Origin of the sequence: Corynebacterium sp. HMSC064H12, from assembly GCF_001809925.1 — a bacterium.
Classification (GTDB): Bacteria; Actinomycetota; Actinomycetes; order Mycobacteriales; family Mycobacteriaceae; genus Corynebacterium; species Corynebacterium jeikeium_D.
Window position 1 is genome coordinate 38,562 of sequence record NZ_KV799352.1, and the last position, 21,061, is coordinate 59,622.

The following is a 21,061-nucleotide window of genomic DNA, read 5'->3' on the forward strand; positions in this document are numbered from 1 at the left end:
TCTAGTCCCCGCTACTTCTTGCCCTGTCCGAAGTCGAGATTGTTGAGGTCAAAGTCCTCCATACCTTCTGGCAGCTGATTACCCATCTGCTTCTGCAGCTTCTGCAGTTCAGCCATGCTAGGCATACCCGGTATGCCCTGCATACCTGGCATTCCAGGCATACCGGGCATTCCGCCACCGCGCATTGCCTTCGGCGGCGTTGGACCACGGTTAGCGCCCTTGCGCTTATTCTTGCCCTTGCCCTTTCGACCACGCTTGGCCTTGCGGTTCGATGGGCGACCACCGCCCATACCAAATCGGCCGGCCATCTGCGCCATCATCTTCCGCGCCTCATTGAAACGCTCGATGAGCTGGTTAACCTCTGAAACGGACACACCGGAACCGTTGGCGATACGACGACGTCGTGAAGCATTCAGAATCTTCGGATTCTCGCGCTCTTCCGGAGTCATACCGCGGATAATCGCCTCGATGCGGTCAAGCTGCTTTTCGTCGACCATCTCGGCGGCCTTGGACATTTCCGCGCCGCCGGGGAGCATCTTGAGGATGTTGCCGATTGGGCCCATCTTGCGGACCATCATCATCTGCTCGAGGAAGTCCTCAAGAGTCAGTTCGCCGGAACCAATCTTCTGGGCGGACTTGGCAGCCTGCTCATGATCGATTTCCTTGGAAGCGACCTCAACCAACGTCTTTAGGTCACCCATCCCCAGGATGCGGCTGGCCATACGGTCTGGGTGGAAGACGTCAAAGTCCTCCAACTTCTCGCCCGTGGAGGCGAACAGAATCGGCTTACCGGTGACCTCACGGATAGACAGTGCAGCGCCACCGCGCGCGTCGCCATCGAGCTTGGTCAGTACAACGCCGGTGAAGTCAACGCCGTCTCGGAAGGCCTTGGCGGTCTCTACCGCGTCCTGACCAATCATGGAGTCGATGACAAACAGAACTTCATGCGGGTTGATGGCATCGCGAATGTCGCGGGCCTGCTTCATCAGAACCTCATCGATACCCAGGCGACCTGCGGTATCGATAATCACCACATCGTGGCGATGCTGGCGAGCATAAGCGAGGCCACGGAACGCGGCGTCAACTGGATTGTCCTCGCTGGTGCCCATTTCATGGGTGGAATCGAGGCTGGTGCCCGGGAACGGTGCGAAGCACGGCACGCCTGCACGCTCAGCGACAATTTCCAGCTGCTGCACCGCGCCCGGACGCTGCAGGTCACAGGCGACGAGGACCGGGGTGTGCCCCTGATCCGTGAGGTACCTGGCCAATTTACCGGCCAAGGTGGTCTTACCAGCGCCCTGCAGACCGGCCAGCATGATAACCGTTGGTGGCTGCTTCGACATATTCAGCCGTCGAGTCTCGCCACCGAGGATGTTAATCAGTTCCTCATTGACGACCTCAATAATCTGGTTTGCCGGGTTGACAGTCTGGCTGCCAATAATTTCGTTAGCGCGTTCCTTGATGCGCTTGATGAAGGTACGGACAACCTCGAGGGAGACATCGGCTTCCAGAAGAGCCAGCCGAATCTCGCGGGCGGTGGCGTTAATATCCGCCTCAGTCAGGCGGCCCTTCCCGCCCAGCCCCCGCAGGGCACCCGTCAAACGATCGGAAAGAGACTCAAACAAGTTTCCAGCTCCCCTTTTGCCTTGTTTTTTCTTAACTGTTCTACCGTACCCGCTGGATACTCCATTTGGCACATATCTACAGCTTCGCCTATCGACAACGATTGCAGCCCACCCACCCTAAATGCCCCGATTCGGGTGTAACCAATAGGAAGTAAGAAATAGCAATAGGATGAAGCTCTTTTGTACTCAAGGACGTTAGATTACTGTTCGTTATTTTAACGTGACAATTAAACGAGCCTCCAGATATGAATGCCCTACTGCATAAAGAACGTTTATCCAACCCAGTTACCACCAGCTAGGTAACAGAAAGATAACGCCGGTGGCTAGCTTTTACTAAGGCCACCCTTAGTAAGAACCTCCCCCGGAATGGTGTAAGCCAAATAGCAAACCGGCGGCATTGCAGCAGGTCAAAGCACGCCACTGCGCACCTGATGTTATTCCTATAACTACCTCCAATACCGTTCATATATCAACCAGTTTATGGTTAATCATGAACCTAGTTAACCGCAGTTGGCCTGGTTTTATTTTCCGCCGTGCACGATGAGGGATGAACGGCGAAATCATATTCATTGGTCTCTGACCGTTTGACTCCTTGAGAGGTTTTCATGAAGAAGTTCACCACGGCTATCGCCGCCGCTGCCTTCTCCGCCAGCATGATTGCAAGCGCAGGCACCGCTACTGCACAGATTCCGGACTCAATGCCGACCGAGTGCCCCGCCGGCCAGCACTTTGAGAACGTCGGAGGCACTTTCCAGTGCGTCGCAGACCAGCCTGAGCAGGATTCCACTGACGGAATTCCGGCCCCAATGCCGGACAAGTGCCCAGACGGCCAGCACTTTGAGAACGTCGGCGGAACCTTCCAGTGCGTCGCGGACCAGGAAGCTCCTAAGCCCGAAACACCGGGCGACAATGAGTCCCAGCCGGGCGACCCCGGAAACCCAGGCATTTCTGATAAGCAGTGCCCGGAGGGCGAGCACTTCGACATGAGCAAGCCAGTTCCAGGCAACCCGAATGTCTTCGGTGTCTGCGTCAAGGACGAGGCGAAGCCGGACACTGACAAGCCAGGCACGGACAAGCCGGACACCGAGAAGCCAGGCAAGGACGGCAAGGACGGTAAGCCAGGCAAGGACGGTAAGCCAGGCAAGGACGGCAAGCCGGGCAAGGACGGCAAGGATGTCAAGGTAAACGTTGACATCAAGATCTCTGCTGAGTGCAAGAACGAAAACAAGTGCACGAAGGAAGAGAAGAAGGCCAAGGAAAAGGCCGAGAAGAAGGCTTCCGAGTCCAAGAAGACGACCTCTTCCGAGAATGTAAAGAAGGTTTCGGACTCCAAGAAGTCTGAGCAGAATACCTCGGAGTCCAAGAAGGCTTCTTCGACTCAGAGCACTGGCCTGGCAGCCACCGGCGTTGACGCCACCACCCTGGGCGGAGCCGCTCTGGTTCTCCTTGTCGGCGGTGTCGCCGCTACCCGCATCGCCCGCAAGAACCGCTAAGAAGCTTGGGGTTCTACCCCGGTAACGAAACATAAAATGCTCCTGATGCCTATTTAGCATCGGGAGCATTTTTGTGCGCCATACCTCCGAAAAGTCATAGCTCCTATAGCCCGAAGCATAAAACCTCACAGGCACCGATTTTTTACCGAACCTCTACGCCCCATCCACCTTTCACCACCCGACACAATCAGGTACCACGCTTCGCTAGCGAAGACAGAAAAGCCCCCTACCGAGTCGACAGTGACTGGTTCTATAAACGCCCTACCCACAACGGGTGTACACACTCAGCGTTGTAAATATAAGTTCCCACTTCCCCTTACTGGGGTTTGGACAAGTCAACAATTTCTCTTTACCCCCCCCTTCCCAAACCCATACCACCAAAGACTGTAATTAGTTATTAGAATCAAAAGTGTGAACAGTGTTCCCCCTTAAGTCCTTTGATTGCAGGGCTTTCCTATAGACATTGTGAGGTTTCCAAATGAAGAAGCTCTCTTCGACCATGGTGGCCGCTGCCGCTTCAGCCGGCATGCTCATCGGCGTTGGCGCCGCCACCGCACAGATTCCTGACCCCGCCCCGTCGGAATGCCCCGCCGGTCAACATTTTGAAAATGTTGGCGGTACTTTCCAGTGTGTAGATGACGCTGCAAATCCGGATCCAGGAGGTTCATCTAACGATGGCATCCCACCGGGCGTTGAGGACACCCAGACCTGTCCCGACGGTTCCCCGCGTGACATGAGCAAGATTGACCCGGCAACCGGGGCTTACGGTGCTTGTGGCACTTCAGATGATTCCGGCCCAACTCCGGAGCCTGATGAAGATGCCCCAGAAAATGACGGAATTCCGCCGGGAGTCGACGACACCGCAACGTGCCCCGACGGTTCCCCGCGTGATATGAGCAAGATTGACCCGGCAACCGGAGTCTACGGCTACTGTCCGACCTCCGATGACGAAACTCCGGGCGACGATGAAAACCCAGGTGACGAACAGCCCGGGGAGGACGAGAATCCTGGGGAGGAAAATCCAGGCGACAAGCCCGACAACCCTAAGAATTACGGTAAGAAAACCGGGACCAAGAACACTGGTCTAGCAGTCACTGGTGTTCAGGCGACTGCCCTCGGCGGTGCCGCTCTTGCACTCTTGGTCGGTGGCGTGGCAGCTACCCGCCTCGCACGCAAGAATTCTAAGGATTCCTAGCACAACTCTCCGCTAGATTCCTAGCACCTCAACATTAAAGGCCCCGGAGCCCCGCGTATCCTCTACAGAAATCTACGCGGTGGCTCCGAGGCCTTTATTTTTGCCGGGGGCAACGGGCGACGCTGTACTCACCAATCGATGGAAAATTCACTCATCGATGTTAGTTACTATTTGCGGCCGCCGAGCAGTGCGTCTACGAAGCTCTCCGGCTCAAACGGCGCCAGGTGGTCAGCACCTTCACCAAGGCCAACCAACTTCACCGGCACACCGAGCTCGTTTTGCACCTGGAATACAATGCCGCCCTTCGCGGTACCGTCCAGCTTGGTCAGGGCAACGCCGGTGATGTCTACTACATCCCGGAACGTACGAGCTTGCAGTAGACCATTTTGGCCAACCGTCGCGTCCAAAACCAGGATGACTTCGTCAACCTGAGCCTTCTTCTCCACCACGCGCTTAATCTTGTCCAGTTGGTCCATCAGACCGACCTTGGTGTGCAGGCGGCCGGCGGTGTCGATGAGCACCACATCAGCGCCGGACTCGATACCGTGAGCAACTGCCTCAAATGCAATAGAAGCAGGATCGGCGCCTTCAGCGCCGCGAACGGTCTCCGCGCCAACGCGTCGCCCCCAGGTCTCCAGCTGGTCGGCTGCAGCAGCACGGAAGGTATCCGCTGCGCCGAGAACAACACGGTGGCCACCGGCGACCAGTACACGAGCCAGCTTGCCCGTCGTCGTGGTCTTACCTGTGCCGTTGACACCGACTACCAGAATCACTGCGGGCTTGCCCTCGTGCGGAAGTGCGCGGATGGAGCGGTCCATCTCAGGCTTGCACTCCTCAATCAACACCTCACGCAGCAGGGCGCGCACTTGCTCTTCCGTGCTCACCTTCTGGCTGGCAATACGCTCGCGCAGCTTATCGACGACACGCTGCGTCGCAGCCGCACCGAGGTCAGCCATAACCAGGATGTCTTCAACCTCTTCCCACGCGTCCTCATCAAGGTCACCCGCGCCCAAGATGCCGAGCACAGACTGGCCAATTGCATTCTGCGACCGTGACAGACGACCGCGCAGGCGGCCCAGACGTCCCTCAGCCGGGTCGATGGAGTCAATCTGCTGTTCTGCTTCTGGCTCTGGCGTCGGCTCCGGCGCAGCTTCCGGCTCCGGCTCTGGCGTCGGTTCTGGTTCGGGAGTCGGCTCCGGCTCCAGCTCCGGTTCAGGAGCAGGAACTACCTCTACCTCAGGCTCTGCTTCGGGCTCTGGTTGTGGTTCCGGCTCGGGCTCTGATTCCTCTTCCCCGGCCGTTGGCAAATCGATTGGGATTTCCCGCATTACGCGGTCATAATCCCCCTCCATTTCGGTGGGGTTATCCGGAATAACCAGTCGACCTTCTGGTTTCAGCAGTGAACCGTCCGGCTGATCGGCAGGTATATCAGCCTGCTTTTCCTCTGGCTCCGGGGCCTGCTTTTCAATCGGCTTTTCCGCCGGTTTCGGCATCGGTTTTTCAACCGGCTGCTTCTCGCGGGTATCAGTCCCACCACCGGCCGGAGCGAAGTTAAAACCACTAGTGGCCTGGTAATTTCCAGACTTCTCCTGCTGGGTGAGTTCCTTAGTATCTTCCTTCGCAAAGGAAATGCGCTGGTTCTTCCTGCGGACATAGCCCACAACAAAGAGCAGCGCGATAATAACGACAATCGCGACGACAAGGAGTATCCACTGAGTTGGAGTCATAACTCTCATTATGCAGTATCAACGACTCTTCCTCACTTACTCCGCGCTTACTCCGCTCCTGTCGACGGAGTTGCGGATGCCGGTGACATTCGCTGCGAGATTACTCGAGTCACACCATCGCCCCGCATGGTCACGCCGTAGAGCACATTCGCAACGTCCATTGTTGGCTTCTGGTGCGTAATGACAATCAGCTGACTGGTCGCGCGGAGTTCCTCGAGCAGCGCAATAAGGCGACGCAGGTTAACGTCGTCAAGCGCGGCTTCCACCTCGTCGAGTACGTAAAAGGGACTCGGGCGCGCGCGGAAAATAGCGACGAGCATTGCCAGCGCCGTCAGCGACTTCTCGCCGCCGGAGAGCAACGACAGCCGCTTAACCTTTTTGCCCGGCGGGCGGGCTTCAACCTCGATACCTGTCGTGAGCAGGTTGTCCGGCTCGGTGAGAACCAGTCGTCCGTCGCCGCCCGGGAAAAGCGTTTGAAAGACTGCGGGGAATTCTGCCTCGACATCGTTCCACGCGTCTGTGAAGAGCTGCAGGATCGTGGCATCGACTTCCTCGACAACATCGGTGAGGTCCTGGCGGGCCTTGAGGACATCATCGAGCTGCGTGGATAGGAAAGAGTAGCGCTCCTCCATCGCCTTATACTCCTCCAGCGCCAACGGGTTGACGCGGCCGAGCACACGCAGATCCTTCTCCGCCTGTTTGAGCTGCTTCGTCACGGCTGCGCGGTCGAAGTTCTCATCAGGAGCAAAGTCCGCGAGCAGGTCATCGACAGACAGCCCCAACTGGTCGACGATGCGCTCTGCAGCCTCGGTCACGCGGACCTGCGCCTGCGCACGGGCGATGTCGCCCTGGTGCGCGGAATCCGTTAGCTGTGCCAGCTCACGTTGCGCCGCATTTGCCTCCGTCCGGGCCGCTGATAGTGCCTGCGACACTGTCTTCTTCTGCGCCTCGGCATCGTCGCGATCGGCCTCTGCCCGCGCCAACGACACGTTGACCTTCGCATGCAAATCCTCAGCCAGCTCCGCGACAACTTCTGCCAATTCGCGCTGGGCAACCTTCGCCATCTGCGCCTGCTCATGGCGGGCCTTCGCTACGCGCTCCGATGCAGCCTGGCGACGGAGCCGCTCGGCCTTGCCTCGTACACTCGACAGTCGCTCCTCTGCCGTACGCAGCGACAGACGCGCCTCTGTTTCCATGGCGCGCACAGCCGTCAGCGCCTCCGAGGCACGGTCACGTTCGCTTGTCGACGGTTCCCCCTCCTCGGGGTCACGGTCAACGCGAGCTAAGCGGTCTGCGACCACCGCCAACTCCTTCTGGAGCTTCGTTACTCGGTCCGCGGCTTCGGCTCCGCGCTGCTCAGCGCGTTCGGCATCATGCACCACGCCGGACAGCTGCGCTGTGGCCCGAGTTCGGGCATCCGTGAGGACCTTCATACGACTCTGGTGTTCACGCAGCGCAGCACGGGCGGCCGCCGCGTCCGTGCGGCGGTCCTCTTCTTCGGCCTGTGCACCGGAGAGCACACCACCGAGGTCACTCAAACGCACCTGTGCTTCTGCTAGTTCTTCGCGAGTCTTAGCAATGTCGGCGGCGATTTCCACACCTGATGCAGTGCCACCAGCACCGCCAGCTACCCAACCAGAGCCACGCAGCACACCATCGCGGTCAACAACGCGCAGTCGAGTATCCTGGGTCACCAGCTCACGGGCGACGTGCTCGTCGTCGCAGGCCACGACGTCAACGAGCAGAGAGGTCAACGAACCCGAAAGCTCCGCGGGCACTGTCACATGATCGAGCAGCCAGGATGCCTGTGCGGGCAGAGTGATGTCCAAGCGCCAAGAGTCGGATGCATCCGCAGAATTGATAACAACGGCACTGCCCTTGCCCGTGGCCACAAGCTCGTCGATAAGCGAATCTCCACTGCCCTCGCTGACCAGTGCTTCGGCGGCCGCGCCGAGGGCGGCAGTGAGCGCTTTTTCCCAGCCAGCGTCGACATCGATGACTTCAGAGAGAACGCCGAGTTCGTGTTTTTCACGTAGCCACGCGGTGCCGTCGTTGGCAGCGGCGGTGCGGGCGGTCTCCAGAGCTTCGATGCGGGCGGACAGACCTGAGACACTGCGTTCGAGGTCGCGCTCGTCAGCGCGGAGTTCTTTCAACCGTGTAGAGGCCAGCTCTGCTTCTCGGTTGGCCTGTTCATAAGCACTCTGCAGCTCGGGACCTTCGAATTCGGCCTCGGCTAGTTCCTGCGCGGCGTTTTCCACGGCTTCGGTGGCATCGGCACGGCGTTCGTCGGCCTCATTGGTTTGCTCGGCAAGGCGTGCAGCTTCGGCTTCGGCGGCTTCCAAGCGGGTGCGCAGAGATTCTTCTGCGGAAATGAGACGAACCACGCCTTCGCGACGGTCGGCGATTGCGCGAACGGCCGCGAGGTGCTCCGCTTCGGCTTCACGGAAAGTCTCCTCGGCGTCGAAGAGCGTTTCGCGGATTTCCTCCAGTTTTTCGCGGGCCTCTGCCTCAGCCTCAGCGAGCGTGGCTTCTTCGGTGGCGGCGTCGTCGGCCCTCTGCTCCAGGAAGTCCGGGTCTGGGCCTACCCACGGAGCGACGGAGTGGTCGGCCGCGCGATCGGCGGCGATGCGGGCCGTCGCTTGGATACGCTCACCGAGTGCGGAGAGACGAAACCACAAATCTCGGGCAGCATCGGCAGCTGGAGTGATGTCCTCCAGTTCGGCTTCGAGTTCTGCAGTGCGCTCAGCGGCAATCTCGGCTCGCTCCGTGGCGGCCTCCACCTTTTCCTCAATGAGCTTGGCTTGACCAGCAATGTCATTGAGGCTGTCCTGCAAATCCACGAAGTCCGCGGCAGCCAAACGCAACTTGGCGTCGCGCAGGTCTGCCTGCACAGTCTGGGCGCGAGAGGCGGCCTCAGCCTGACGCTTCAGCGGTTTGAGCTGACGGGAAAGCTCACCTGTCAGATCCTGCAGACGGTCGAGATTGGCCTGCATCGACTGCAGCTTGCGCTGCGCCTTTTCCTTGCGACGGCGGTGTTTGAGCACGCCTGCGGCTTCTTCGATAAACGCACGACGCTCCTCTGGCCGCGATTCCAGAATCTGCGAAAGCCGACCCTGGCCGACGATGATGTGCATCTCGCGGCCAATGCCGGTGTCGCTGAGGAGCTCTTGGACATCCATGAGGCGGACGCGAGAACCGTTGATTTCGTACTCACTTGCGCCGTCGCGGTACATGCGACGCGTGACAGAGACTTCCTTATATTGAATGGGAAGTGCCCCATCGGAATTGTCGATGGTAAGAGTGACCTCCGCGCGCCCCAAAGGCTTTCGCCCGGAGGTTCCCGCGAAGATGACATCTTCCATTTTGCCGCCACGGAGGGTCTTGGCGGAATGCTCACCCATAACCCACGCGAGGGCATCGACGACATTCGACTTACCAGATCCATTCGGGCCGACAACTGCGCAGATGCCGGGCTCGAATTTCATCGTCGTCGCCGAAGCGAAGGATTTAAAGCCCTTCAGAGTCAGCGATTTCAAATACATGGGGCAATATCTTACCCGTAGTTACGGTTTGGAGCTGAATTACCCCAAGCACGCACCCTGTTACACAAGATTGTTTACACAGCGTTGTTTACACCACTGCCTGCTTAGTTGACGCGTAGGCCGACTCACCGTGCTGAGCGACGTCGATACCAGAATGCTCCTGCTCGCCGTGGATACGCCAACCGACGGTTGCCTTCAGGACTCGGGCAATGATGTACGTCAGCACGCCTGAGAACACCGCTGCGACGACAGCAATAATGACCTGGATGGCAAACAACTTCAGGCCGTCGATGCCACCGCCGGTAAGCAGTCCGCGATCATTAGCCAGCAGGCCAACACCAATCGTTCCCCACATAGCTGCAACCAGATGCAGACCAACCACATCCAGGGTGTCATCGAAGTTGAATTTGTACTTCAAGCCCACTCCCCAGCAACCCAGCGCACCGCCGATATAGCCCAGAATGATTGAGGTCACTGGGTTCATATCTCCTGCGGCCGGAGTAATAGTCACAAGCCCTGCGATGACACCCGAAGCGGCGCCCAGCGAGGTGGGATGCCCATCACGAATACGCTCGAGTGAAATCCAGCCGAGCATACCCACGCACGCTGCCACCGTCGTATTCAGCCATGCCAGACCAGCGACACCGTCGGCCGCAAATGCCGAACCGCCGTTGAAGCCGAACCAGCCGAACCACAGCAGTGCAGCACCCAGCATGACGAGTGGCAGATTGTGCGGGCGATGCTGGCTGCCATCGATGGACTTGCGCTTACCGACGATAATCGCCAGCACCAAAGCGGCAGTACCAGCAGCAATGTGCACAACCGTACCGCCAGCGAAGTCAATTGGAGCGATCAATGCTTCACCGTCAGCGGTACCGAACAGCTTTGCCGACAGCCCCTCTGCCGAGTGGCTCAGCAGGCCACCGCCCCAGACCATGAAGGTCATTGGGAAGTACACCAGCGTCGTCCAGAAGCCGACGAAGATCAACCAGGTGGAGAACTTCACGCGTTCGGCCAGCGCCCCAGAGATCAGCGCTACAGAAATCGAGCAGAACGTGAGCTGGAACCCAATGTCGATGATGTTTGGGTAACCGTTCGCACTCGCAATGTAGTTGCCGTCGCCATCCGTGATTGAGTTACGCAGACCGAAGAACTCGAATGGGTTGGCAAAAACACCACCGATCGACTGCGATCCGTAGGACATCGACCAGCCCCACAGCACGTAAATGGCACCGACAACGCCGACAGCACCAAAGCTCATCATCATCATCATCATGTTGAGCACCGACTTCTGTCGCGACATGCCGCCATAGAACAGCGCGAGCGCCGGTGTCATCAGCAAAACCAACGAAGCCGAAATCAGCATCCACGCTGAGTTTCCAGACTGTGCAATTACTTCTTCAGGCGTCATATGTGCCTCCCCTGCCTGTCAGTAGGTAGTTATTAACTTAATCCACTCGCCTTTCGTATTTACGTATTCTTTTTCCCGGTTGCGTAGGTTTTTAGCGCTCTGAGACCTCTACAACGCACCAATCGACTACCTCAAGACACGAAAAATCCCCCGCCAACTGCGCAAAAACAATGACATAGAGCGAGGGATAGAACGTATTCGAATTTTTCGGATTCCTACACCGACATGGGGGGGGGAGGAAGGCAGTTGGCACCCGCTTAACGACGGTCAAACGTGCTCAATGCACCCTTCGGTTCCTGCCATAACGGCACCACTGCCGTCACATCGCCCGGAGTATTCGGCCCCTCAAGCCAAGCGAGCAAACTCTCACAGTCTGCCCGTGGCCCTTCAGCAACAACTAACACCCGACCATCCGGGTAGTTCTGGGCGTAACCAACCAACCCCAACTCCAGAGCCGTCGCGCGGGTGTACCAGCGAAAACCAACACCTTGAACACGACCGTGTACCCACGCGGTGAGGCGGACGTCGTTAAGCAACATCGGACTCACGCACTGTCATCGGGTCGGAACCGTCCCAGCACTCAATCTTGTCGTGGCCGCGGACGTTAGGCAGATCATCGCGGTGGAATACCGGATTAAGCCCCTTGGACTTCTGCTCGGAGTAATTCTTTAGTAGGGCGACAGCTACGCCGCCCAGCGGCAGAATGGCGATGATATTGATGGTGGCCATGAGTGCGGAGAAAGTATCTGCAAGCGACCAGACGAGCGGCACGGAACCGACAGCTCCGCCAATCACGCACAGGATGACCAGGACGCGCACGGTATTCAGGACAGCCTTGCTCTTAGACAGGAACGGGATATTTGCTTCGGCGTAGTAGTAGTTGCCCACCAGCGAGGAGAACGCAAGGAAGAAAATGATAACCGTAACCGCGTGGATAGCCCACGTACCCACCTGCGCTGACAGCGCGGTCTGAGTCAGCGCGGTGCCCTCTACATCGCCGCCGAAAGTCGGGTCGGACAGCAGGATGATAACCGCGGTGATGGTACAGACGACCCAGGTATCGAAGTAGACGCCCATGGTCTGAATGAGGCCCTGCTTGACCGGGTGCGACACCGATGCCGTCGCCGCCGCATTCGGAGTGGAACCCATACCGGCTTCATTGGAGAACAGACCGCGGCGAATACCCTGCATCATGGCGGTACCGACGGCAGCACCAGCAATCTCACGGATACCGAAGGCGTGCTCAAAAATCAGCTTGATCATGCCCGGCACCTCGGTGATGTTGAGAGCCAAGACAATCAGGCCGAGGATAATGTAGGCCACGGCCATAATCGGCACGACAATCTGCGTCACCGCCGAAATACGCTGCACACCACCGAAGATGATGACACCAGCCAAGATTGCCAGCACGATACCGACACAGAACTTAAAGATCGGTGTCTCCTGCCCGGTCGACTGAGCCACAGCCGCCGTAATCGAGTTGGACTGCACCGCGTTGAACACGAAACCGTAGGTCACCGTGATAGCGATGACGAACAGCGAGGCCATCCAGCGCCAGTTCTCCCCTAGCCCCTTGGTGATGTAGTAGGCCGGGCCGCCTCGGTAAGAGTCCTTATCCCGCACCTTGTACAGCTGTGCCAGCGTAGACTCCACGAAGCTGGTTGCGCCACCAATCGCGGCGAGCAGCCACATCCAAAACACCGCGCCAGGGCCACCGGTGGTGATCGCCACCGCCACACCTGCGACGTTTCCGGTACCCACGCGTGAGGCTGCCGAAATTGTAAAGGCCTTAAAGGCCGAGATGCCCTTGACGCCCTCAGAAATATCAGAGGGCTTTTCAGTGATGGCCCTGAACATCTCCGGGATGTACCGGATCTGCACCATGATGGTCCGCCAACAGAAGTACAAACCTGTACCAATCAGCAGAACAATCATGAGCAGCCAGTACTTGTCATTCCAAGCATTTACCCAGTCGGTTGCTTGCTCCATGAAACTCATAAGGAAATTCTAGCGCTGACAGGTGGGACACAGATAACTCGATCTATTCCCAAATGGCAGACGGACAATTGCGCGCCCACACCTCGAGCACGGCTCCCCCGCTTGGCCATAGGCGTTCAAGCTCCGCTCGAAATAGCCACTTTCGCCGTTGACATGCACATATAACGCATCGAAGCTCGTGCCACCCGCCGCTAGCGCCCGCTGAAGTACCGCTTGCCCCTCGCGCAAAAGTTTCGCTAAACGACGGACCGAAAGGTCACACGCCGGCACGCGCCCATCGACCTTCGCTGCCCAAAGCATTTCGTCGGCATAGATGTTACCGATACCCGACACAATGTTCTGGTTGAGCAATACGGCCTTAATCGGCGAACGCGACTTCATCATGCGGTGTGCAAGTGCAACCACATCGACAGTTGGCTCCAATAGATCGGGCGCGATCTTGGCTGCGGGTTCCGGAACAAAGCGACCGTGGGATTCGACCATTTCACAGGCCCAGACCCAACCAAAGGTGCGCTGATCGTTGAAGTTGATAAGGTGCCGAGCGCCGTCCGGCAGGGCTATGTCAAATGCGGCCCTGGTGTGGCGTCCGGGCAGCGTATCGGGCGTGTACGGAGCTTCCACACGCAATTGGCCGCTCATACCCAGGTGGATGGCAATTGCGGAGTCGTCGTCAAGCGTGAGCCACATGAACTTGCCGCGGCGATCCGTAGCGATAACCGTGCGCCCGCGCGTGCGACCGATAAACTCTGCGGCACCACCGGGTTGGCGCCGCACGGCACGAGCGTTGTAGACGAAAGTGTCCTCGATGCGGCCACCGACGACGTAAGCGTCGAGACCGCGGCGTACGGACTCGACTTCAGGAAGCTCGGGCATTATGCCAGTGCAGTATGCGCCTGATGCGCGGCGTGCATCTCGGCTTCCTTCTTCGTGGCGCCGGTACCGCTGCCCTTAACCACGCCGTCAACCAGCACGTCGACGTAGAAAGTTAGGTCATGGTCGGGGCCGGTGGTGCGCACAGTGTACTCGGCAGCCGGTAGTTGCTTGGCCGCCAGGCGCTCCTGCAACAGCGTCTTCCAGTCCCGACCGCGAGACTCCGTCGGGGCATCGTCAATCATCTGGTTGAACAGGCGAAGCACGGTCTCGCGGGCAACCTCGAAGCCATGCTGCAGGTAAATAGCACCCAGCAGCGCCTCGGTGGTGTCCGCGAGAATCGAGTGCTTATCCGCGCCACCGGTGGCCTTCTCACCGCGGCCGAGGAGAATGTGCTCTCCCAGCCCGATACTGCGGGCCAGGTCAGCCAGCGCGTACATGTTCACGACACCTGCGCGCATCTTGGAAATATCCTGCTCAGCGCGGTCCGGGAAGCGACGGTAGAGTTCTTCAGCAACGCACATGCCCAGCACGGCGTCGCCCAGGAACTCTAGCCGCTCGTTATTGGTCAGCATGCCATTTTCATTCGCGAAACTGCGGTGAGTCAAAGCGAGCTTCAGGGACTCCTCTGATAGCTCAACACCGAGTTTTTCCAGCAGCGGGGCGTGATCGACGGCCTCGAAAGCCGCCTTTCTAGCCGCCTCACCGGTTAGCCGACGCTTGCGGCTCATCCGTTATATCTCCTTTAAAGTCTTCGTCTAAGTCGTCGTCGATTACTTCTCGTCGCCGAGCGAGCCAAACTTTTCCGCCAGGCCAGCCCAACGCGGATCAATGCGCTCCTCTTCACCCGAGATGCCGTCTGGCTCCGGCACTTCTGAGTCCGACTCAGCACAGCTGGAATCGAAATCCAGACAGGTCGGATTGAAGGGCAGATTCAAGCCCGCCTCATCGATGACGGCTTGAGTGATATCCACCGTATTGTCGACGATCTGGCCAACTTCGTCCTCAAGGTCTTCTTCCTCGGCATCGTCGCCTGTGATGAAGTCCTCGTTGTTGGAAAAGACAGCCGAAATGTGGAAGCTGAGCTCCGGATTCAGCGGGGCTAGGCAGCGGACACACTCGCCGGTGGCCTTGGCAGTCACAGTCGCGTCAACCATGACACCACTGCCGAGGTTCGTGACAATGCCGTCAACGACAACCTCCTCGCCAGCGGCGATGCCAATCATCTCGACACCAACGCGGACGGGGCTATCGCCTACCTTGCGGAACTGCTCGGGCATGCCGCCCTGCAGACATGTCGAAACGTCCAGAACAAATGGGGATGAGTCAGTCATGATAGACCTCAGTCTACCCCGAAGATGCGCTAACGCTCGTACCGGCGGCGTTCCTGCCCCTCGGAGAAGGAAGACGGCGCGCTCTGTGCCCCTGCACCACCGCCGACGGCACCGGCTCCCGAACGCAGTACCGAGCGATTGCGACCGACATTACGCAGGGTCTCCTGGAGAGTCTGTTCAAACTCAGCGAGCTTGGAATCAACGTAGCGGTCACACTCTTCACGGAGGCGAGAGGAATCCGCGTGTGCGTCGGAAAGCAGACGATTCGCCTCGTCATTGGCTTCGCGGACGACCGTCGACTCAGCGACCAGGCGAGCCTGCTCTTCACGGCCTTCCGCAACGGAACGCTCGTAGGATTCGTTACCAGCGTGAATCAGGCGATCGGACTCGGCAGAAGCACGATCCACAATGCTGTCATACTCGTGCTGAGCATCCTCGCGGAGGCGACGGGCGTCGTCCTCAGCGGCCGCGACGGTGCCAGCTGCGTGGGCATTGGCATCCTCGACGGTGTGGTTAGCGCGGGCCTCGGCCTCGTCGACAATGCGATGGGCTTCTTCATCCGCAGTCGAAATGGTGTTGTTCGCCCGGGCTTCAGCATCGTTGATAATCTCATCCCGCTGATCCAAGACGTCCTGCGCGTCATCGAGCTCAGCCGGGAAAGCATCCCTCAGCTCATCGAGCAACTCGAGAACACGCTGACGCGGAACCATACAATTGGCCGACAGTGGCACGCCGTGTGCCTCTTCTAGGATCTGGACCAGTTCATCAAGAGATTCGAAGACGCGAAACATGACTTACATGCTACTTCAGTCGGCGCTGCAGGGCGTGCAAGACAGGCTCGGGAACTAGCCCTTCCACCGAACCGCCGTAGCGAACAACTTCCTTCATCAGTGTCGACGACACATGACCGTACTTCGGATCAGCCTCCACAAAGAGAGTCTCAATGCCCGTCATGCGCCGATTCATCTGCGCCATGGGAGCCTCGTACTCGTAGTCCGCCGCCGAGCGCAGCCCCTTGACCAGGCAGGTAATACCCTGCGCGGACGTGTAGTCAACCAACAGCTTCGACCAGGAGTCCACCTGCACATTGTCCAAGTGCTGCGTGCACTGCCGAATGAGGTCCATGCGCTCTTCGACGTTGAACATGCCCTGCTTATTCGGGTTGTGGGTAACCAACACGGTCAATTGATCGAATTGGCGCGCGGCACGCTCAATCACATCGAGGTGACCAGAGGTCATGGGATCGTAGGAACCGGGGCAGCATGCGTGAGTCATAGAGGTCAAACCACCTTTGGCCGTCGTAAAGCGTAAAGAAGAGCGTTAAGCGTTGTAGATAGCGGTGTCGAAGCGCGCCAAACCGTGAATGCGACGCTTCAGCTTCTGCTGGAGCTGTTCGTAGCCCTCGGGCCACTGCGTCTCCTCGTCATCGCGGTGACGCTCCACAGTCACGACCGCGCCCGGCGCGAGGAAACTGCGCAGCGCCTCCAGCATCTCTGTAACGGCCTCCCCCGCCAGCTCATAGGGCGGATCCGCAATAACGCGGTCAAAAGGCTCGCCCGGCGCGCCCGCAAGGTACGACGACACTTTCATCGGAGACACGGCCACATCAGGATGCCCCACGGTGCGGATGTTCTTTTCAATAGCGGCAATGGCGTTCGGATTGTTTTCCACCAACACGACGGAACGCGCGCCGCGAGAAGCCGCTTCCAAACCGAGCGCACCCGAGCCAGCAAACAGGTCGAGAACGCGAGTTCCCTCTAGCCCAAAGCGTGTGGACCAGGAAGAAAAGATGGCTTCCTTCGCGCGGTCACTAGTTGGCCGAGTGGTCTCTCCCTTAGGCGCGACTAGCCTACGACCGCGTGCCTCACCTGCAATAATGCGGGTCATCTACTTCCCTTCGTGCGATGTGTTCTCGTTGCCGTTGTGCTGTGCCGTGGCGCTGTGAGTTGCTGGCGTGATTCGTGCCAGCAGCTGACCGCCTTCGACATCCACAAATTGATCTGCCGCCACCTCCGCGACCGTGCCCGGGCAGGGCGCTAAAACCGGCGCTTCTAGCTTGACGGCCTCCACGACCGCAATAACCTGACCGGTCGTCACCGAGTCTTTCTCGGCGACCTCCCAGCGGACTACTCCTGCAAAAGGTGCACAGACATTTACCATGCCCAACAGTCTACTTTGGTCTTACTAGGAGCGGTCCAAGTAGTTCGACTGCTCTTCATCGATATCGGAGATAAGCTCTCCCACAAGCCTTTCATCACTGTCGAGGAGAGCCGTGGCATCGTGTCGGGTGCGCTCGATGATCTCGCCGTCGGTGGTGAGGTCCACCAGGCCGAGGCCTGTTGCCAGTCCCGATTGGTCATCGCCGAGCAGATCGCCGAAACTACGCGTGGCCAGGTCCAACTCCGCCAGTTGAATGCCGTCGGTGGTGGCGGCAATGCGATCTAGCCGGGTGCGCTCTGGTGTCTGTGAATGCGTGTGTGTACACAGGAAGCACAGTCCACCACGGTCACCACGGCCGACACGACCGCGCAGCTGGTGGATCTGCGAGATGCCGTAGCTCTCGGCGCGGCGAATCATCATGATCGTGGCCTCTGGTACATCCACGCCGACTTCGATAACTGTGGTGGCCACCAGCACATCCAGCTGTCCTGTGGCAAAGGCCTGCATCACGCGGTCTTTGTCCTCCGGTGCCATATTGCCGTGCAACTGACTGATACGTACACCGGGCAGTTTCTTCCTCGCTCGGTCGAACACCGCCTCCACGGACTCGTCGAGGAACTGTTCCTCGTCGCGGGTAATGCGGGGACAGACAATGAAGGCGCGGTTGCCCTTGGCCACTTCTTCCCCAATCCGCTCCCAGGTTCGTGCCTCCCAGCGCGGCTTTTCCAGCGTCGGTACGACAAAGGATTGGATTTCCTGACGTCCCCGTGGCAATTCCGTCAACTGCGAAACTGCGAGGTCGCCAAAAATGGTCATCGCTACCGTGCGCGGAATCGGGGTTGCCGACATCACCAACAGATGCGGTGTCATTCCACCCCGTCCCCTACTTCGCAGCTGATCGCGCTGGCGCACACCAAAGCGGTGCTGCTCATCGACGACCACCAGCCCGAGATCGAAGAACTCCACGCCCTCACTGAGCAGGGCATGCGTGCCGACGACAATGTCAGCCTCCCCGTTGACTGCCTCCAACAGGGTTGCCCGGCGCTCCTTCGTCGACATCGATCCCGTCAACAGTCGTACAGTCACTGCTACTCCGGCTTGCTCCAGCATCGCTGTCAGCGATCGGTAGTGCTGTTGGGCCAGGACTTCCGTCGGCGCCAGCATCGCGCACTGCCTGCTGGCATCGACTGCTTGCAGCATTCCCAGCAGGGCCACCACGGTTTTACCCGAGCCAACTTCACCTGCTAGCAGGCGGTTCATTGGGTTAGGCCTCGCCATATCGTGCGCAATATCGGCTGCGACCGCGACCTGACCGTCGGTAAGCGAAAACGGCAACCCCCGGCGTAGCTCGTCGCGAAGTCCCCCGGCGACTTCCATGCAGGCCGGCGCGGTGAGGCTCGCTTGAGTACGCTTGCGTGCACCAACGGCGAGCTGGAGCTCAAGCGCTTCGTCGTACTTCAGTCGGGCAAGCGCGATGTCGGGGCCCGCGATGGAGGGAAAGTGTGCGCCACGCAGCGCGGAATCGAAATCGGTAAGTCCCTCCGGTGCGGCGGGCAACGGGTCTGGCTGCAGCGGCAACCATTCGAGGATGCGCTGCATGTACAGAGCCAGGTGAATACCCGCTACTCCTTTGCGGCCACGGTAAATGGGCAAGTAAGGACGCGTGAGCAACCGCTGCATCTCCGCAATCCCCTTGGCTGTCTTCGTCAGCGTGGCCAGCTTGCCAGTGGCTGCGCCTACCGAACCGTCGGCTTTGAGCACCATGCAATCAACATTTTTCAGCTGTAGCTCATTGCGGAACTCGCTGAGCGTGCCAACAATGAGCAGACGCACACCGGGGTGCAGCATATTGCGCAGCCATTCGGCACCGAAAATCGCGGCCGGAAGAATGCGCACGCCGTCGCTGACATAGATTTTCAGTGGCTTGCGTCGATCGGCGAAGGCGGGCGCTGGCGAAATGCTGTGCACCTCCACGACTGTGGTGATGGTGTCGCCAATGTCGGAAAATGACACATCTAAGCTCTTACCCTGCGCCACGTAGCGCTTTGGGAAGTTCGTCAGCGCATCCGAGACGGTCTCCATACCAAAAGCCGTATGCAGCTTCTTTGCAATCTTTGGCCCCACCACGATATTCAGGGGCGTGCGCGCATAATCCGAGCCGAGCCATCCGAGCATCGTGCTACTCGATTCCTACCTGCACCAGCTCATCGATGCCGGTTGCATCGTAGGCTACGACCTCCACAGGCTTGTCCAGCCGTGCCCGCACTTGCGCTATGTCAACGCCCTCAGCTCCGCGCCCGAGCAGCAGAGTCACTAGTTCCCCGCCGCCAGCCAACAGGTCTGAGATGGTCTCTGTGAGCGCGTCAGTCAGGGGCTTATCGACGTCCGCAGCGACTACAGCCGTTCGCGTGCCATTGGCGGCCTCTCCCATCGCATACGCAGCAACCGCCAGCGGCAGCTCAGCCGAATGCACGGCCAAGGCAGCAAGGCCAGCCGGAATGGAGGCTGTGGACACTACCGCGAGAGTCGGATTAGCCGCGGCAGCAGCGAATTCGATATCCGCCAATTCCTGGTCGCTGACCAGCCCATTTGGCAGCAGGATTACCTCATCCGCACCCCGCATGGCAGTCAGCGCCTTGGTGACCACATTGTCAGCGAACTCCTGGTCGGCGATGGCTGCGCGATCTGTGGGAGTGGATGTGGGAGTCGGAGCGGGGGTCGGGCTGATAGCAATCGCTCCCGAGGAGGTGATGAGATCATTCAGCGGACCGTCCGGCACTACCGCAATGAGGATGCGAGTGGACTCAGGTGTTGGTGCCGGCTCATCGAGCACCTCGATACGGATGCGTTCCGGACGACCGAAGTCAAGTGCTGCCTCGATAACCGCGCCCGGCTCCACTGTGTGGATGTGCACCATGTACTGCGCGGTCTGCGCATTACCAGCATCACCTGCGATGATGAGCGAATTGCCCAGCGGGTTCAACCGCTCTCGCAGCACTTCCACCGCCTGGGTATCCCCCAAGGAAATCAGGTACATGACCTCCATTTCAACGGTGGCTACGTGTGGCGCGTCGACATGCAAATCGACCGGTGCGGCTGCGCGGCCGCTGACTTCGTCGGCAAGCGCGTCGAGCAGAATGACCAACCCCGCGCCGCCGGCGTCGACCACGCCCGCCTGCTGCAGTGCCGGGAGCTGGCTGGGGGTTTTCGCCAGCGCGTCGCGAGCGGCATCCGCGATTGTGTCGGCGAGTTCCTCAATCGAGTCGCCCTCAAATTCCTCCGCGGCAATCGCGGCGTGCCGCAGGACTGTCAGAATCGTGCCCTCCACCGGATTGGCAATCGCTTGGGAAACATGTTGCACAGCTAGCTTTAGCGAGTGTTGTACCGACTCAACGCCAATGCCACTACCGGAGGCAGCCTCAGCCACCGCGCGAAAAACCTGCGAGAGCACAGTGCCTGAATTACCGCGGGCGCCGCGCACTGCACCGGCAGCTAGGGCCGCGGTGACTGCGCGAACATCGGAAGCGTCAGCCTTTTGCGCTTCCTCATAGGCCGAACTCAACGTCGCGAGCATATTCGACCCAGTATCGGAATCCGGTACTGGGAAGACATTGAGACTGTTGATCTCATCGCGGCGGGATTGAAGCGCGTCAATCCCCCGGGCAACCCAGCCGACAATGGCGGCAGAACCAATCTGCAAAGACAT

The 21,061-nt window shown here is 59.1% G+C and carries 17 protein-coding genes; 2 read left to right on the forward strand and 15 right to left on the reverse strand.

The features are described from left to right. Positions 1-11: 11 nt before the first annotated feature. Positions 12-1,625: a signal recognition particle protein gene (ffh, locus tag HMPREF2681_RS07885; protein WP_049189530.1), complete on the reverse strand. Its 1,614-nt coding sequence runs from the start codon at positions 1,623-1,625 to the stop codon at positions 12-14. A 605-nt stretch (positions 1,626-2,230) separates the two neighbouring features. Here ffh and HMPREF2681_RS07890 point away from each other — a divergent pair. Both HMPREF2681_RS07890 and HMPREF2681_RS07895 read left to right on the forward strand, forming a co-directional pair. Beyond that, positions 2,231-3,118, forward strand: coding sequence for a collagen-like domain-containing protein (locus HMPREF2681_RS07890; protein ID WP_070546689.1), 888 nt, complete (start codon positions 2,231-2,233; stop codon positions 3,116-3,118). A 478-nt stretch (positions 3,119-3,596) separates the two neighbouring features. Beyond that, a complete protein-coding gene (locus HMPREF2681_RS07895; protein WP_070546691.1) occupies positions 3,597-4,313 on the forward strand; it encodes an intestinal mucin in 717 nt (238 codons plus the stop codon). Between the two features lie 167 nt (positions 4,314-4,480). Here HMPREF2681_RS07895 and ftsY read toward each other — a convergent pair whose 3' ends face one another. The 14 genes from ftsY to HMPREF2681_RS07965 form a co-directional block, all read right to left on the reverse strand. Further along, positions 4,481-6,040: a signal recognition particle-docking protein FtsY gene (gene ftsY, locus HMPREF2681_RS07900; protein WP_049171536.1), complete on the reverse strand. Its 1,560-nt coding sequence runs from the start codon at positions 6,038-6,040 to the stop codon at positions 4,481-4,483. Positions 6,041-6,087: 47 nt separating this feature from the next. Next, complete coding sequence (gene smc, locus HMPREF2681_RS07905; protein WP_049171541.1) at positions 6,088-9,582, reverse strand: chromosome segregation protein SMC; 3,495 nt, start codon at positions 9,580-9,582, stop codon at positions 6,088-6,090. Positions 9,583-9,670: 88 nt separating this feature from the next. Beyond that, a complete protein-coding gene (locus HMPREF2681_RS07910) occupies positions 9,671-10,993 on the reverse strand; it encodes an ammonium transporter (protein WP_070546692.1) in 1,323 nt (440 codons plus the stop codon). 257 nt (positions 10,994-11,250) lie between these two features. Beyond that, positions 11,251-11,532, reverse strand: coding sequence for an acylphosphatase (locus HMPREF2681_RS07915; RefSeq protein WP_049171546.1), 282 nt, complete (start codon positions 11,530-11,532; stop codon positions 11,251-11,253). After that, a complete protein-coding gene (locus HMPREF2681_RS07920) occupies positions 11,522-12,982 on the reverse strand; it encodes an alanine/glycine:cation symporter family protein (protein WP_070546694.1) in 1,461 nt (486 codons plus the stop codon). Before HMPREF2681_RS07920 ends, HMPREF2681_RS07915 begins: the two co-directional genes overlap by 11 nt. Before the next feature lie 18 nt (positions 12,983-13,000). Further along, on the reverse strand, positions 13,001-13,864 hold the full coding sequence (gene mutM / locus HMPREF2681_RS07925) for a bifunctional DNA-formamidopyrimidine glycosylase/DNA-(apurinic or apyrimidinic site) lyase (RefSeq protein WP_049189533.1): 864 nt from the start codon (positions 13,862-13,864) through the stop codon (positions 13,001-13,003). Beyond that, complete coding sequence (gene rnc / locus HMPREF2681_RS07930; protein WP_049189534.1) at positions 13,864-14,592, reverse strand: ribonuclease III; 729 nt, start codon at positions 14,590-14,592, stop codon at positions 13,864-13,866. Before rnc ends, mutM begins: the two co-directional genes overlap by 1 nt. A 42-nt stretch (positions 14,593-14,634) precedes the next feature. Next, on the reverse strand, positions 14,635-15,195 hold the full coding sequence (locus HMPREF2681_RS07935; RefSeq protein WP_048735478.1) for a YceD family protein: 561 nt from the start codon (positions 15,193-15,195) through the stop codon (positions 14,635-14,637). A 29-nt stretch (positions 15,196-15,224) separates the two neighbouring features. After that, positions 15,225-15,986 carry an SPFH domain-containing protein gene (locus tag HMPREF2681_RS07940; protein WP_049171555.1) on the reverse strand — a complete coding sequence of 254 codons (762 nt, stop codon included), beginning with the start codon at positions 15,984-15,986 and terminating at the stop codon, positions 15,225-15,227. Positions 15,987-15,996: 10 nt separating this feature from the next. Beyond that, on the reverse strand, positions 15,997-16,470 hold the full coding sequence (coaD, locus tag HMPREF2681_RS07945; protein ID WP_070546696.1) for a pantetheine-phosphate adenylyltransferase: 474 nt from the start codon (positions 16,468-16,470) through the stop codon (positions 15,997-15,999). A 45-nt stretch (positions 16,471-16,515) separates the two neighbouring features. Next, positions 16,516-17,082: a 16S rRNA (guanine(966)-N(2))-methyltransferase RsmD gene (gene rsmD, locus HMPREF2681_RS07950; RefSeq protein ID WP_070546698.1), complete on the reverse strand. Its 567-nt coding sequence runs from the start codon at positions 17,080-17,082 to the stop codon at positions 16,516-16,518. Continuing rightward, a complete protein-coding gene (locus HMPREF2681_RS07955) occupies positions 17,083-17,355 on the reverse strand; it encodes an acyl-CoA carboxylase biotin carboxyl carrier protein subunit (protein WP_070439653.1) in 273 nt (90 codons plus the stop codon). It lies immediately after the preceding gene. Positions 17,356-17,379: 24 nt separating this feature from the next. Then, positions 17,380-19,530 carry an ATP-dependent DNA helicase RecG gene (locus HMPREF2681_RS07960; RefSeq protein ID WP_070439655.1) on the reverse strand — a complete coding sequence of 717 codons (2,151 nt, stop codon included), beginning with the start codon at positions 19,528-19,530 and terminating at the stop codon, positions 17,380-17,382. A gap of 4 nt (positions 19,531-19,534) precedes the next feature. After that, positions 19,535-21,061 carry a DAK2 domain-containing protein gene (locus HMPREF2681_RS07965; RefSeq protein ID WP_070546700.1) on the reverse strand — a complete coding sequence of 509 codons (1,527 nt, stop codon included), beginning with the start codon at positions 21,059-21,061 and terminating at the stop codon, positions 19,535-19,537.

What these genes read in the sequence shown, in the direction of transcription:
- HMPREF2681_RS07895 (WP_070546691.1), top strand. Translation starts at nt 3,597, where the DNA reads ATGAAGAAGCTCTCTTCGACCATGGTGGCCGCTGCCGCTTCAGCCGGC.
- HMPREF2681_RS07915 (WP_049171546.1), bottom strand. Translation starts at nt 11,532, where the DNA reads ATGTTGCTTAACGACGTCCGCCTCACCGCGTGGGTACACGGTCGTGTT.
- rnc (WP_049189534.1), bottom strand. Translation starts at nt 14,592, where the DNA reads ATGAGCCGCAAGCGTCGGCTAACCGGTGAGGCGGCTAGAAAGGCGGCT.
- HMPREF2681_RS07940 (WP_049171555.1), bottom strand. Translation starts at nt 15,986, where the DNA reads ATGTTTCGCGTCTTCGAATCTCTTGATGAACTGGTCCAGATCCTAGAA.
- HMPREF2681_RS07955 (WP_070439653.1), bottom strand. Translation starts at nt 17,355, where the DNA reads ATGGTAAATGTCTGTGCACCTTTTGCAGGAGTAGTCCGCTGGGAGGTC.
- HMPREF2681_RS07965 (WP_070546700.1), bottom strand. Translation starts at nt 21,061, where the DNA reads ATGTCTTTGCAGATTGGTTCTGCCGCCATTGTCGGCTGGGTTGCCCGG.
- HMPREF2681_RS07910 (WP_070546692.1), bottom strand. Translation starts at nt 10,993, where the DNA reads ATGACGCCTGAAGAAGTAATTGCACAGTCTGGAAACTCAGCGTGGATG.
- ftsY (WP_049171536.1), bottom strand. Translation starts at nt 6,040, where the DNA reads ATGACTCCAACTCAGTGGATACTCCTTGTCGTCGCGATTGTCGTTATT.
- rsmD (WP_070546698.1), bottom strand. Translation starts at nt 17,082, where the DNA reads ATGACCCGCATTATTGCAGGTGAGGCACGCGGTCGTAGGCTAGTCGCG.
- HMPREF2681_RS07920 (WP_070546694.1), bottom strand. Translation starts at nt 12,982, where the DNA reads ATGGAGCAAGCAACCGACTGGGTAAATGCTTGGAATGACAAGTACTGG.
- HMPREF2681_RS07935 (WP_048735478.1), bottom strand. Translation starts at nt 15,195, where the DNA reads ATGACTGACTCATCCCCATTTGTTCTGGACGTTTCGACATGTCTGCAG.
- mutM (WP_049189533.1), bottom strand. Translation starts at nt 13,864, where the DNA reads ATGCCCGAGCTTCCTGAAGTCGAGTCCGTACGCCGCGGTCTCGACGCT.
- smc (WP_049171541.1), bottom strand. Translation starts at nt 9,582, where the DNA reads ATGTATTTGAAATCGCTGACTCTGAAGGGCTTTAAATCCTTCGCTTCG.
- coaD (WP_070546696.1), bottom strand. Translation starts at nt 16,470, where the DNA reads ATGACTCACGCATGCTGCCCCGGTTCCTACGATCCCATGACCTCTGGT.
- HMPREF2681_RS07890 (WP_070546689.1), top strand. Translation starts at nt 2,231, where the DNA reads ATGAAGAAGTTCACCACGGCTATCGCCGCCGCTGCCTTCTCCGCCAGC.
- HMPREF2681_RS07960 (WP_070439655.1), bottom strand. Translation starts at nt 19,530, where the DNA reads ATGCTCGGATGGCTCGGCTCGGATTATGCGCGCACGCCCCTGAATATC.